Source organism: Nisaea sp. (assembly GCF_040217065.1).
Lineage (GTDB): Bacteria > Pseudomonadota > Alphaproteobacteria > Thalassobaculales > Thalassobaculaceae > Nisaea.
The window spans coordinates 432,935-445,951 of the sequence record NZ_JAVJNX010000004.1; the positions used below are offsets into that span (position 1 = coordinate 432,935).

Genomic DNA, 13,017 nt, shown 5'->3' on the forward strand with positions numbered 1-13,017 from the left:
CGGGTCATTTGATGCCCGTCTTCGGATTGAACAATCCCCTGACCCGCTGTCGCGTGCCGTTCGGACCGGCCAGCAATTTGCTGATACCGGTCTTCAGGTTGACTTCGGCCCGTTCGCCATTCAGCTGGTTCTCGCCTCGGGTGATCCGGACATTTCCCTGCAGGACAGCGGTCTCAGAAATAACATTGTAGATGCCTTCATCGCCCCGCGCGACCTCCTCGGCCGTGGAGATCACGACATTGCCGACCGCATCCATGCGTGTCGCCACCAGGGTGCCCGTCGAATCCTTTTCAAACCGGGCGATCAGCGTGTCCGCCCGGATCGTCCGGTCTTCCTTCTTTGCCACGGCATTGCCCCGGGCCACGGCGATCTGGCGCTGATCCCAGTATTCCAGACTGTCCTGCGCCGTGATGGTTTCGGTACCCGTCTCCAGCCGCGGCGGCGTCTTTGCGCCCAGCAGGACGGCGACCGCCTCGTCCAGGTCGTAGACGGCGCGCTCGCCATAGCCGGTCTGCTTCTCGGAGGAGATCACCACATTTCCGATCGCCTCGATCCGGTAGATATCCGTGGCGCCCTTCTGTTCTCGATACAGCGCCGTCAGCGTATCCGCCGCGACCGTCACGCCATTCCGCTCGGCCTTGGCATTGCCGCGCGCGACATACATCTGCTCGTCGCGGATCCATTCGATACCGTTGTCTGCCTCGACGGTCACCGGCCCCTGGTCACCGTCGCCGCTCTGCAGGGACTGGCCGCGGGCATCGGGAGAGCCCAATGAGATCACGGCAACGAAAATGGCGGCGCCGAGAAAACTCCCGAAGCGCGGCCCGAAAAGCGGGTCACGCATCACTTCACACCCCGGGCCTCAAGCCCCTGGAGATGATCCGGATACAGGGTCAGCTTGCTTTTCCCGATGAAAATGACGCGCTCTCCCCCGTCATAGATCCGGAAGCCCTCGCCGGTCACGATACCGCCCTGGCCGTGGGCGCTGACCGGATCGTCGCTCGTCGCCAGTCCCTCATTCAGCAATACCCGCGCCGTGTCGGACGTCACCGTGTAGCCCCGGTCGTGAAACACCGTCACACCACCGGAAAGATCGATCGTTTTCTGCACCTTGTCATAGATTCCAGTGGCCGCGGAAAGCGCCATCCATTCCTCGTCATTGACCGCCAGATCCGCCTGCGGATTGACCAGATCAAGCTGATCGCCGTCATGCGACGCCTGGCTCGCGCGGGACGCAGTGACCTCGTAGGGACGATGTGCCTCGTCCACCCCGACATAGCGCGGCTGGTCCATGCTGAGCCCGTCCGTTGCGGCGGCCAGCACGCTCTTCACATTGTCGCCGAGTCGGAATTTTGTGTGGTCCGGGATCAATTGCGGCCAGCTCACGATCAGGGCGATGATGGCCAGCGCCAATGCCGGGAGGATCAGTTTCATCAGGACAACGGTCCGGCTGGCACGAAACTGGGCGGCCCTGAGCGCCCGCGGACCGCTTGAAACGAAGCGTCGCCCGACGAGTTTCTCACCCATATTTCCCGCAGCGTGGTCGGCCATCCAGTCCTCTTTCATGAATCCGCGGGAATCATCCTTGAATCCCGCTCGCGGCACCGCTTTCTTCGCGCTGGCACCGTCATGCGCCCCTTATTGGCCCGACAATTGCTTGTCTTACACCCGAAGTATGGCGAATACCCGGCAAAGGGTCAACGAAACCCGATAGTTCCGCGGTCAATGAGCGAAAATATCTTCCCCGCCATAGCCGATCAGATCGAGAGCGGCGCGGACCGGCAGATAGGCGAAGCTCGCCGCGGCAATCCCGTCCCGGCCCTCACGCACCAGACGACGGTCCAGTTCCTCCCGCATCTTGTGCAGATACAGGACGTCGGACGCAGCATAGGCCATCTGCTCCTCGGTCAGCGTCTCCGCGCCCCAGTCCGAGGATTGCTGCTGTTTCGACATGTCGACACCGAGCAATTCCCGGCACAGATCCTTCAGGCCGTGACGGTCCGTATAGGTCCGCACCAGCTTGGACGCGATCTTCGTGCAATAGACCGGCCCGGTCACCACGCCGAGATAGGCCTGCATGACGGCCACATCGAAACGGGCAAAATGGAACAGCTTCAGGACATCCGGATCGGTCAGCAGCCGGGACAGATTCGGCGCGTCGTAGGCGCCCTGGGAAAACTGCACCAGATGGGCATTGCCGTCGCCGGAAGACAGCTGCACCAGGCAAAGCCGGTCACGCTCCGGCCGCAGCCCCATGGTTTCGCTGTCGATCGCGACCACAGGTCCGAGATCAAGACCGTCCGGCAGATCGCCCTTGTGCAAAGTGATGGTCATCAGGTGCTCCGTCCCGTCAGCGGCCGGAAATGACCGCGCGCAAAATCAGGTCCTACGACAGAATATCGGGACCCGCCAACCGTTTTGCTATTTCTTTCGGGAAGACGCTGCCGCGGAGCGGAAGCGGATCATACAAAACCCGGCGCATTTTGCGACTTCGGAAGAGATGGTGCCCAGGAGAAGACTCGAACTTCCACGACCTTGCGGCCACTGGCACCTGAAGCCAGCGCGTCTACCAATTCCGCCACCTGGGCACAACGGCGGGAAACGTGTCCGCCGGTGAGGCCGGGTAAATGCCAGCACGCGGCGCGTCTGTCAAAGGCTTTTTGCTGCGGGTCGGCAATCCGGTCGCCGGCCGTCCCGTTGGCCGGGAAATTGATCGCCCGCGGCGCGGCGCTATATTATAAGCGCCTGTGAGGTTAGGAATAGCGCTGCCGGTTTCGCGTGGGCCGGTGCAGCGCACTTGAGAAGGATGATCGCCATGTTCCGAGGCAAGAAAATCACCGTTTTCGGCGGCTCCGGATTTATCGGACGCAACATCGTGCGCGAACTCGCGCAGCAGGGCGCCCGGGTGACCGTCGGATGCCGCGATGTCGACGGCGCCAAGCATCTCAAGGTCCAGGGCGTGGTCGGCCAGGTAACGCCGGTGCATGTCGATGTGACCAGGGGCGAGGGCATCGCGGCGCTTCTGGATGGCGCCGACATGGCGATCAATCTGTGCGGCATCCTGTTCGAGAGCGGACGCAACCGGTTCGACGCTGTGCAGGGTACGGCCGCCGGCCTGATCGCCACCGAAGCGGCGAAAGCCGGCGTCAGCAAATTCGTCCATGTCTCCGCCATCGGCGCGGACGCCGGTTCCGCCTCCCGCTATGCCCGCAGCAAGGCCGCCGGCGAAGCCGCCGTGCAGAGCGCCTTTCCGACGGCCACCATCCTCCGCCCCAGCGTCGTGTTCGGCCCGGATGACGATTTCTTCAACCGCTTCGGCGCCATGGCCGAGAAGGCACCGTTCCTGCCGCTGATCGGCGGCGGCCGGACGAAATTCCAGCCGGTCTATGTCGACGACGTCGCCCGGGCCGCGCTTGCCGCCCTGACGTCCGACGCGGCGGAGGGCAGGATCTACGAGCTGGGCGGCCCGACAATCTACAGCTTCAGGGAGCTGATGGAGCTGGTGGTGGCGCAGACCGGGCGCAAATGCCGGCTGATCGACATCCCGTTCTGGCTCGCCACCCTGCAGGCGGCCTTCCTGGAAAGACTGCCGACACCGCCGCTGACCCGCGATCAGGTGGTTCTGCTGAAAACGGACAATGTGGTGTCGCAAGGCGCGGCGACCCTGAAAGATCTCGGCATCGAGCCAACCGCCTGCGAGGCGATCCTGCCGACCTACCTGGACCGCTTTCGCCCCGGCGGCCGCTACAACCGCTTCCGCGCCGCTTAAGGCAAAAATCCGCACCTGACAGACGGCCGTCGGTCCGAACGGCCGTCAAAGCGACCGCGCCCAAGAGCGGCCGGCGGCCCGGACTCGCCCGAATGGCCGCCGCACCGCCCCGATCCGCGCGGGACGCGGCGCAAGCTTCTGTCCCGGCACATCGCGCACGCCCCCAGAGAAAATCACCCGCCGGCGTGAACACCGGACAGATTTCTCGTTGTTTCGTAAAATTCGCGTGACCGATAACGAAACAAGCTCCTGAAATCGCTCCAAACTCACGCTTGATTTCAATAAAATCTCAATATTTCTATTTCTTTTTATTAATTTTCGTGCCTATGTCTAACGACTAAATCTTGCAATTATCTTTCTTGCTCGGCAAGATGCAGAAATATTGGCACAATATTCATCTTAGATATTTTTGAATTATTGTATCTCGAACAGAACAGTGCGGACTAGACGTGCTGTGTTCTGCCCAACGACACGTCACACCTGAATTTGAACCTGCGGCCTCTTTGCCGCCAGATGGAGTATCGGACATTGGCATTACCTGAATGGCTTAAGCCGGGCGTACTTGGCTTTGGAGTCGGCGCTATCGCGGTCACGATCGTCGGCTTTTCCTGGGGCGGCTGGGTCACCGGCAGCAAGGCGGACAAACTCGCCTCCGACAGGGCGGAAGTCGAAGTCGTGAAGGCTTTCGTCCCGGTCTGCGTGGCCCGATCCATCTCGGATCCGAATGCGGCCAAGACACTGGCCGACCTGGAAAACGCACAGTCCTACCAGCGCGACGATGTGATCATGGATTCCGGCTGGGCCACGATGCCGGGCGCACGCAGCCCCTCCAGGCCGCTGGCCCTGGCCTGCATCGAAGAAATCATGCCGAAAACCTGACGAACACCGAGCCGCTTTGGCGGCGCAGTGTCCGACATGGACCGTATATGAATAACCCGGCAAGCAAGATTCCGTTGGGAGCGTTGCTTGCCGGGAACGATACCGGCCAGAGGCCAGACCGCTTGCCCCCGGCCGGCATATCCTCGCCGGAGAGCATCACCGGCCCGCGCCTGCACATTGGCCGGGCCGTCGGCGCGCGGCCCCCGGATGACCCACCCGCCGACCTTTTCAGGCTGATCGAAGTCCCCGACGGTGATGGTTGCGGCGGCCATAACAGGTTCCAGGCGGCCTGATACTCAACCAGTTCACACTCAATTCGCGGCAGAACGGAACGGCACCGGCCGGGTATCTTCTTGGCCTCGATCCTGTGAACAGTGCATCGGATCGGAGCGGAGCTGTCGTCGACGGCCTTGTTAGACCTTTTCAGGACGCGGCCATGAAGCCCAGTTGCGCCGATATATCCGCAACGGCCTCCAGAAGCGGCACCGCGTAAAGATCGGTGTTTTCGGACAGCCGGAACAGCGGTACCGAGACACTGACACTCGCGACCGGGCGGGCGGCGCCTTCACAGATGGCAGCGCCGAAGCACACAATCCCGACCTCGTTTTCCTGGTTGTCGCAGACGAAGCCGGCGGCCCGCGCCTGCCGCACAATCTCTCTCAAGGCGTCGCGATCGGTCGTCGTGAAAGATGTGACCCTGGGGAGCGCCATCTGATCAATCAGGCGGTCCGCTTCCGCTGCGGGCAAGGCACTCAAAAACGCCTTGCCGACTCCACTTGAATGAAACGAAATCCGTGTGCCTATCGTCGAAGCCATACGGACGCTTTCCCGGCTTTCGATCTTGTCGATATAGACGAGTTCCTCCCCGCTGCGGACGGCAAGATGAACCGTCTCCCCCGTTGCATCCCGCAGCCGGGCCAATATCGGCTCGGCAATTCTGCGCACGTCGTTCTGGGCCAGGGACCGGCGCGCGAGGCTGACCAGCCTGCCGCCCAGCTTGTAACGCTGGTCTCGTGTCGCCTCGATCAGCCCTTCCGCCTCCAGCGACGCGATAATGCGATAGAGCGTTGGCCGGGTCAGCCCGCTGTCCCGGAGCAATTCGGCCCGTGTCGGCGCTACGCCTGCATCGGCAATCTGCTGCAGGAGCTTCATGTTTCGGGCGAAACTCTGCGCGCCTTGAATGGTCTTCGGCATGTGCGGGCCGCCCCTCTGGTGCCGGCGATTGACAACTCCATGCCTGATGCATAGGGTTCATTTAATGGACAATAGTCCATATTATGGACAAATGCAAGCGCCAAGACCGGCTGCGCTACCGGAACCACACTGAATGTCGACGGCGGCTCTGCCGCGCTGTAATCAAGAAAGGATAGCCCGTTGCCCCTCGTAGAAACCGACGAGAATCCCCGCACACCCTACCAGCTGCCGATGCCGCCGGACGCCGTGCCCGAGATTGTTGTTCCTGACGCCTTGTCGGAAAGCGACGAGCGCATGTGGGTCCGGCAGAGCGCGCACGTGTTCTTCCGGCCGCTTTGTCTCAACGTGTCCCAGGGCTACTGGATGAACCTGCTGAAGGTGACAAAGTCGGGCGTCCTGTCCCGGCATCGGCACCCCAATGCGGTGCATGGCTTTGTCCTGAAAGGCCACTGGCATTATCTCGAGCATGACTGGGTCGCCGAGGAAGGCAGCTATGTCTACGAGCCCCCCGGCGAGACCCATACACTGGTCGTGCCGGACGATGTCGATGAAATGATCACCTACTTCCAGGTGAACGGCGTGATGTATTACGTCGATCCATATGGCAACCATCTGGGGTACGAGGACGTCTTCACCAAGATCGACATGTGCCGTGCTCACTTTGAAAAGGTCGGTCTTGGCGCGGACTATGTAAAACATTTCATTCGTTGAGCTCATGAGTGACACGATCCGCGTCCGGGGTTTCAAACCGGGCACCCGAATTCACATGGCGATGGGACAGACATGACGCGGCTTCATTACTTCAATGGTCGAGGGCGGGCAGAGACGACCCGGTGGATGCTGGCGGCATGCCGGATCGGATTTGAGAACGTGCCGGTCGATACGCCGGAAGCGCTCGCCGCATTGCGGGCGGCCGGCAAGCTTCCGTTCGATCAGATGCCGCTGCTGGAAATCGACAAGCTCAATCTGAGCCAGTCGACGGCGATGATCCGTTATCTGGCGCGGCGCGGCGGCTATTACGGGGAAACCGATGCGGACGCGCTCTGGTGCGACATGATAGCCGGTGCCGTCGCAGATTTCGCAGAGACCGCACTGCAGGCCGCCTTCCAGCCGACCGAAGACTCGGCAGTGGAAACATTGCGGGCCCGGTTCCGGAAGTTCGGACCGCGCTTCGAAGCCCGGCTGGCCGGCAACCCTGCGGGTTTCTGTGCCGGTGCACGCCTCACATTCGCCGATATCGTCCTGGCCGAAGCACTGTCCGCATATCTGGACTGGGTGCCGGATATCCTTGGGAACAGCCCGCATCTGGCAACGCTGCATGAGCGGGTTCTGAATGAGCCGGGTATCGCGCGCTATCTGCAGTCGCCACAACGCTATCCGATGGCCGGCGCCGATTATGTGATAGATGTCGCCAGGGTGCTGCAACGCGCCCTTCCGGCCCATTTTCCAGACCCTGACCGGTTTGTTCCCGGCCAAGACGGCCAGGAAGATCAGATTTCCAGAGAGTGAAGCAAAGGACGACAGACTATGGACGTAGCAAAGAAAAAGGCCGTCATTTTCGGCGGCACCTCGGGCATTGGCCTCGCCGCCGCAAAACGGCTTGTGGCACTGGGCGCCGAAGTGATCGCTGTCAGCCGCAACCCCGACAAGGCCGGCGACGTGCCCGCGGGCATCACCCTGAAGAAATGCGACGTGCTCGACCGCGACGCCCTGCAGGCCATGCTCAGGGAATGCGCTCCCTTCGATATCCTGGTGAGTGCCGCGACCGGCGGCGAGCGGGCGATCGGTCCGTTTCTCGAAATGGACATGGACGGTTTCAAGGCGTCCTTCGACAAGCTCTGGGGATATGCCAATGTGGTGCGTTTCGGCGCCGAGCATTTGAGCGACGACGGCACCATCGTTCTGGTCAGCGGCGCTCCGGCGCGAAAGACCAGACCGGGTCAGGTGGCCATCGGCTCTGTCGGCGGGGCGGTTGAAGCCATGGTTCGCGCCATCACCGCCGAAATTGCGCCAAAGCGCATCAACCTCGTCTCGCCCGGAATCATCGATACGCCGATGGTTGCCGCCCAGGGCGACGCACGCGCTACGTTCTATTCGAAAGCAACGGGCGGAAACATCATCCCGCGCGCGGGCACGGCCGACGAAGTGGCGCAGGGGATCATATTCCTGATCCAGAACGACTTTGTCACCGGCACGACCATCGATGTCGATGGCGGCTGGCTGTTGTCGTAACAGGACCTGATGCAGGCGCCGGTCAGTCCGGCAAGCCCGCCAAAAATGGACGAAGCCCCAAGGTTTCCCTTGGGGCTTCGGTGGTGGAGCCAAGCGGGATCGAACCGCTGACCTCTACAATGCCATTGTAGCGCTCTCCCAGCTGAGCTATGGCCCCGTAACCTTGCGCCGGGTTGGGCCCCGGCGGCGGGTGGGCTCGCTATGTAGCGAGCCCGGCCCGTCGGATCAAGTGCTTTCTGCCGATGCCGGCAAAACGCTGCCGATCAGGAGTCGTCCTGGTCTTTCTTGACGACCACGACATCATCGTCATCGCCGAGATCCGACGTATCCTCGATCAGCGAATCATCATCGCTGTCGTCGTCATCGTCGAGATCGCCGATCAGCGTGTCGTCCGACGAATCATCATCATCATCGTCGTCATCATCGTCATCGCTCGAGGCGGGCTTGGCGGTTTCCGCTTCCAGCTCCTCGACCTCGTCGTCCTCTTCCTCGTCGAGATCGGCATCCTCCGTCTCGGCAGGTTTCTTCTTTTTCACGTCCGCCACTGGAACCGGGCGTCCCCGACGGCTTTTCAGCACCGCCTCGGGATCATACGCGGTTTCGCATTTCGGGCAGACGATGGGAGATTTCATCAAGTCATAGAAGCGCGCGCCGCAGGATTGGCAGGTGCGCTTGATGCCCCATTCCGGTTTCGCCACGTCGTTCCTCCGACAGTCACTTGACTCTGGATCGCTAATGCAAGAGGCGCCGAATAACGGTGATGCGCGCATCTGTCAAAGTGAAAATGCGCAATGGAGCCCCCGGAATCCTGCCAATCGTGCCTATTTCTCCCAGACAGGCCGCTACCCTCTGTGATAGAGAGCCTGCGGTCAACCCGAAGCCGACGCGAATTTGCCGCGAAAAGCCCCGTGAGAACCCCATGACGTCCCTTACCTCATCAAAATGCGCCGCCCTCACCGGAACCCTCAAGGTGCCGGGCGACAAATCGATTTCCCACCGCTCCCTGATCCTCGGCGGTCTCGCCGTCGGCCGGACCGCGGTGTCGGGTCTGCTGGAAGGCGAGGATGTGCTGGCGACGGCCGCCGCCATGCGGGCGCTCGGCGCCACCGTCAACCGCCTGGACGACGGCAGCTGGGAGATCTTCGGCCGCGGCATCGGCACGCTGGACGAGCCGGAGGACGTGCTCGATCTCGGCAATTCCGGCACCGCCGCCCGGCTTCTCATGGGACTGGTCGCCGGCCATCCGATCACGGCCGTCTTCACCGGCGACGCCTCCCTGCGCCGCCGCCCGATGAGCCGGATCACCACACCCTTGAGCCAGATCGGCGCCGTCTTCCATGGCCGTTCCGGCGGCCGGTTGCCGCTCTGCGTCCTCGGCGCCACCGATCCGTTGCCGATCCGCTACACGCTGCCGGTCGCCTCGGCGCAGGTGAAATCGGCCATCCTGCTGGCCGGTCTGAACACGCCGGGCGAGACCACCGTGATCGAGCCGGAGAAAACCCGCGACCATACGGAAACCATGTTCCGCCATTTCGGCGCGGACGTGCGGGTCGAGGATCTTCCGGAAGGCCGCGTCATCACGCTGACCGGCCAGCCCGAATTCAAGGCAAGCGACATCGTCGTTCCCGCCGATCCCTCCTCCGCGGCCTTTCCGGCCGTGGCGGCGCTGATCACGCCGGACTCCGACATCACCCTGCTCGCCGTCGGGCTCAACCCGCTGCGCTTCGGCGTGTTCGAGACATTGCTGGAAATGGGCGCGGATATCGAGATTTCGAACCGCCGCATCGAGGCCGGAGAGCCTGTCGGCGACATCCGGGTCCGGAGCAGCGCGCTGAAAGGCATCGAGGTGCCGGCCGAGCGCGCGCCGAGCATGATCGACGAATATCCGATCCTCTCCGTCGCCGCCGCCTTCGCCGAGGGCGCGACCATCATGCGCGGGGTCGGCGAGCTGCGGGTCAAGGAGAGCGACCGGCTGGGCGCCATGGCCCGCGGCCTTGCCGCTGCCGGCGCCCGTGTCGAGGAGGGCAAGGATACGCTCGCCGTCACCGGCTCTTCCAACGGCGTGGCCGGCGGCGCGACCATCGCCGCCGATCTCGATCACCGCATCGCCATGTCCTTCCTCGTCCTCGGCATGGCAGCCCGGTCCCCGGTCACCATCGACGACGGCCGGACCATCGACACCAGTTTCCCCGGCTTCGCCGATCTGATGCGCGGCGCGGGTGCGAGGATCGACAGCGGAGACGCCGCATGATCATTGCCATCGACGGACCGGCCGCCGCCGGCAAGGGCACGCTCGCGCGGCGCCTGGCGGATCATCTCGGATATGCCTATCTCGATACCGGCTCGCTTTACCGCGCGGTTGCCGTGACATTATTGCGCCGCGGCGCCGACCCGGAAGACGCGGAGGCGGCGACCGACGCGGCCCGCACGCTGGACCTGGAGCTTCTCGGCAGCCCGGACCTGCGTACCGGGGAGGCCGGGGCTGCGGCGTCGAAAGTCGCGGCAAATCCCGATGTCCGGGCCGCCCTGAAAGACTTCCAGCGGCAGTTCGCCGGCAATCCGCCGGGCGGCGCCGGCGGGGCGATTCTGGACGGCCGGGACATCGGCACGGTGATCTGCCCGGACGCGGACCGGAAACTCTTCGTCACCGCGTCGGTGGAAGCGCGGGCCGGGCGGCGATTCAAAGAGTTGCAGGAACGGGGCGAGGCCGCTATATATGCGCGCGTTTTACAGGATATGCGTGAACGTGATGCCCGCGATGCCGGTCGGAGCGATGCCCCGATGAAGCAAGCGGACGATGCGATCCTGATCGACACGTCGTCGATGACCCCGGACGAAGCTTTTACAGCGGCACTGGACGTCATCAGCGGCGCGGGCTGATCACCGCAGACTGCGGAATGCGAGAGATGCCGGTCATTAGGTCCGATGACCGGTTTTGGAAACCAACGGTGGCTGACAGGCTCAGCCGCGTTCCAGCCCTGGACCGGGTGGAACGGTCCCGCGATGCGGGACGCAAATTCTATTTGCACAGCCACCATGAACAGATGCCGGCGAACCTCGGTTTTCCGGCAAGACCCACTGAGGAGCTTACATGGCTAATGCAGCCGGAGCGGTTCAAGAACCGGAAATGACTGAGAATTTTGCTGCCCTGCTCGACGAGTCCTTTGGCGACGTCACGAGCATCGAAGGCAGCGTCGTAAAGGGCACCGTTATCTCCGTCGACGGTGATGCGGCCCTGATCGACGTCGGACTGAAGTCCGAAGGCCGCGTGGCGCTGAAGGAATTCGGCAACCCGGGCCAGAAAGCGGAACTGAAGCCCGGCGACATCGTCGAGGTCTATGTCGAGCGCATGGAAGACCGCAACGGCGAAGCCATGCTCAGCCGTGAGAAGGCCCGCCGCGAGGAAGCCTGGGCGGTTCTGGAAACCGGGTTCGAGAACAACGAGCGCGTTACCGGCACCATCTTCGGCCGGGTCAAGGGCGGCTTCACCGTCGATCTCTCCGGCGCCGTGGCCTTCCTGCCGGGCAGCCAGGTCGACATCCGTCCGGTCCGCGACATCGGTCCGCTGCTGGGTACGCCGCAGCCGTTCCAGATCCTGAAAATGGACCGCCGCCGGGGCAACATCGTCGTTTCCCGCCGTGCGGTTCTTGAAGAGTCCCGCGCCGAAGCCCGTTCCGAGCTGGTCGCGAACCTCCAGGAAGGTCAGGTCCTTCAGGGCGTGGTCAAGAACATCACCGACTACGGCGCGTTCGTGGATCTCGGTGGCGTCGACGGCCTGCTGCATGTCACCGACATCGCGTGGCGCCGCATCAACCATCCGAGCGAAGCCCTGCAGATCGGCTCCACCGTCAAGGTGCAGGTCATCCGCTTCAACCCGGAAACCCAGCGTATTTCCCTCGGCATGAAGCAGCTCGAGGCGGATCCGTGGGAAGGTGTGGATCTGAAGTACCCGGTCGGCACCAAGTTCACCGGCCGCGTCACCAACATCACCGACTACGGTGCGTTCGTCGAACTCGAGCCGGGCATCGAAGGCCTGGTCCATGTCTCCGAAATGAGCTGGACCAAGAAGAACGTGCATCCGGGCAAGATCGTCTCCACCAGCCAGGAAGTCGAGGTCATGGTCCTCGATGTCGATCCGGCGAAGCGGCGCATCTCCCTCGGCCTCAAGCAGTGCATGGCCAACCCGTGGGACGATTTCGTCACCAGCTACCCGGCCGGCACCGAGATCGAAGGCGAAGTCAAGAACATCACCGAATTCGGTCTGTTCGTTGGCCTCTCCGGCGAGATCGACGGCATGGTTCACCTTTCCGACCTCTCCTGGGAGCAGTCGGGCGAGGAAGCCATCAAGGAGTACAAGAAGGGCGACATGGTCAAGGCGAAGGTCCTTGACGTGGATACCGACAAGGAGCGCATCTCCCTCGGTATCAAGCAGCTCTCCGAGGACCCCTTCGAGTCCGGTGCTTCCGACCTGCGCAAGGGTGTGGTTGTCACCTGTACGGTGACCACGCTGACCGACAACGGTCTCGAGGTTTCCGTCGGCGAAGGCCTGCACGGCTTCATCCGCAAGGGCGACCTGTCCCGGGATCGTTCCGAGCAGCGTCCTGACCGGTTCGCCGTCGGCGAGAAGGTCGATGCCAAGATCACCCAGATCGACAACAAGACGCGCAAGCTGACCCTGTCGATCAAGGCCCGTGAAGTCGAGGAAGAGAAGAAGGCCATGGCCGACTACGGCTCCTCCGACAGCGGCGCCAGCCTGGGCGACATCCTCGGTGCTGCCCTGAAGCAGCGCGAAGAGCAGGACGACTAAGGGTTAACCCCGATTCGACCGTTTCACGTTATGCGGCGCCGCCCAGTTTTGGGCGGCGCCGTTTTCGTTTCTTCCGTGTCAATTCCGCACCTCTGATTTTGTGAAGTGCATTTTTATTATGCAAAAGAGAGACTTA

At 62.7% G+C, this 13,017-nt stretch carries 14 protein-coding genes and 2 tRNA genes; 9 read left to right on the forward strand and 7 right to left on the reverse strand.

Annotated elements, in window-relative coordinates:
- Positions 1 to 4 precede the first annotated feature (4 nt).
- From RH950_RS03525 to RH950_RS03540, 4 genes are all read right to left on the reverse strand, one after another.
- Positions 5 to 844: an LptA/OstA family protein gene (locus tag RH950_RS03525; protein WP_350053762.1), complete on the reverse strand. Its 840-nt coding sequence runs from the start codon at positions 842 to 844 to the stop codon at positions 5 to 7.
- Positions 844 to 1,551, reverse strand: a complete 708-nt coding sequence (gene lptC / locus RH950_RS03530; protein ID WP_350053764.1) for an LPS export ABC transporter periplasmic protein LptC — start codon at positions 1,549 to 1,551, stop codon at positions 844 to 846. The genes RH950_RS03525 and lptC overlap by 1 nt, the downstream gene beginning before the upstream one ends.
- Positions 1,552 to 1,722: 171 nt before the next feature.
- Positions 1,723 to 2,334, reverse strand: a complete 612-nt coding sequence (locus RH950_RS03535) for a ribonuclease D (RefSeq protein WP_350053766.1) — start codon at positions 2,332 to 2,334, stop codon at positions 1,723 to 1,725.
- Between the two features lie 167 nt (positions 2,335 to 2,501).
- Positions 2,502 to 2,588, reverse strand: a tRNA-Leu gene (locus RH950_RS03540).
- 227 nt (positions 2,589 to 2,815) lie between these two features.
- Between RH950_RS03540 and RH950_RS03545 the strand changes: the two genes are divergently transcribed.
- The 3 genes from RH950_RS03545 (at position 2,816) to RH950_RS03555 (ending at position 4,941) form a co-directional block, all read left to right on the forward strand.
- Positions 2,816 to 3,769, forward strand: a complete 954-nt coding sequence (locus tag RH950_RS03545; RefSeq protein ID WP_350053768.1) for a complex I NDUFA9 subunit family protein — start codon at positions 2,816 to 2,818, stop codon at positions 3,767 to 3,769.
- A gap of 528 nt (positions 3,770 to 4,297) precedes the next feature.
- Complete coding sequence (locus RH950_RS03550) at positions 4,298 to 4,648, forward strand: hypothetical protein (protein WP_350053770.1); 351 nt, start codon at positions 4,298 to 4,300, stop codon at positions 4,646 to 4,648.
- Between the two features lie 47 nt (positions 4,649 to 4,695).
- On the forward strand, positions 4,696 to 4,941 hold the full coding sequence (locus RH950_RS03555) for a hypothetical protein (RefSeq protein ID WP_350053772.1): 246 nt from the start codon (positions 4,696 to 4,698) through the stop codon (positions 4,939 to 4,941).
- A 130-nt stretch (positions 4,942 to 5,071) separates the two neighbouring features.
- On the opposite strand, the gene RH950_RS03560 is transcribed toward RH950_RS03555, so the two are convergent.
- Complete coding sequence (locus RH950_RS03560) at positions 5,072 to 5,842, reverse strand: IclR family transcriptional regulator (protein ID WP_350053773.1); 771 nt, start codon at positions 5,840 to 5,842, stop codon at positions 5,072 to 5,074.
- A 180-nt stretch (positions 5,843 to 6,022) separates the two neighbouring features.
- Between RH950_RS03560 and RH950_RS03565 the strand changes: the two genes are divergently transcribed.
- From RH950_RS03565 to RH950_RS03575, 3 genes are all read left to right on the forward strand, one after another.
- A complete protein-coding gene (locus tag RH950_RS03565) occupies positions 6,023 to 6,553 on the forward strand; it encodes a 2,4'-dihydroxyacetophenone dioxygenase family protein (protein WP_350053775.1) in 531 nt (176 codons plus the stop codon).
- Between the two features lie 72 nt (positions 6,554 to 6,625).
- A complete protein-coding gene (locus RH950_RS03570) occupies positions 6,626 to 7,351 on the forward strand; it encodes a glutathione S-transferase family protein (protein WP_350053777.1) in 726 nt (241 codons plus the stop codon).
- An 18-nt stretch (positions 7,352 to 7,369) separates the two neighbouring features.
- Complete coding sequence (locus tag RH950_RS03575; RefSeq protein WP_350053779.1) at positions 7,370 to 8,074, forward strand: SDR family oxidoreductase; 705 nt, start codon at positions 7,370 to 7,372, stop codon at positions 8,072 to 8,074.
- A gap of 81 nt (positions 8,075 to 8,155) precedes the next feature.
- On the opposite strand, the gene RH950_RS03580 is transcribed toward RH950_RS03575, so the two are convergent.
- Together RH950_RS03580 and RH950_RS03585 are read right to left on the reverse strand one after the other, a co-directional pair.
- Positions 8,156 to 8,231, reverse strand: a tRNA-Ala gene (locus RH950_RS03580).
- Between the two features lie 106 nt (positions 8,232 to 8,337).
- A complete protein-coding gene (locus tag RH950_RS03585; protein ID WP_350053781.1) occupies positions 8,338 to 8,772 on the reverse strand; it encodes a TIGR02300 family protein in 435 nt (144 codons plus the stop codon).
- A gap of 221 nt (positions 8,773 to 8,993) precedes the next feature.
- On the opposite strand from RH950_RS03585, the gene aroA reads away from it, so the two are divergent.
- The 3 genes from aroA to rpsA all read left to right on the forward strand — a co-directional run bounded on the left by aroA (position 8,994) and on the right by rpsA (position 12,881).
- On the forward strand, positions 8,994 to 10,325 hold the full coding sequence (gene aroA / locus RH950_RS03590; protein WP_350053783.1) for a 3-phosphoshikimate 1-carboxyvinyltransferase: 1,332 nt from the start codon (positions 8,994 to 8,996) through the stop codon (positions 10,323 to 10,325).
- Positions 10,322 to 10,954 carry a (d)CMP kinase gene (gene cmk / locus RH950_RS03595; protein WP_350053785.1) on the forward strand — a complete coding sequence of 211 codons (633 nt, stop codon included), beginning with the start codon at positions 10,322 to 10,324 and terminating at the stop codon, positions 10,952 to 10,954. The genes aroA and cmk overlap by 4 nt, the downstream gene beginning before the upstream one ends.
- Before the next feature lie 211 nt (positions 10,955 to 11,165).
- The gene (gene rpsA / locus RH950_RS03600; protein WP_502889703.1) at positions 11,166 to 12,881 is read left to right on the forward strand and encodes a 30S ribosomal protein S1; all 1,716 of its coding nucleotides are present in this window, start codon (positions 11,166 to 11,168) and stop codon (positions 12,879 to 12,881) included.
- Positions 12,882 to 13,017 lie beyond the last annotated feature (136 nt).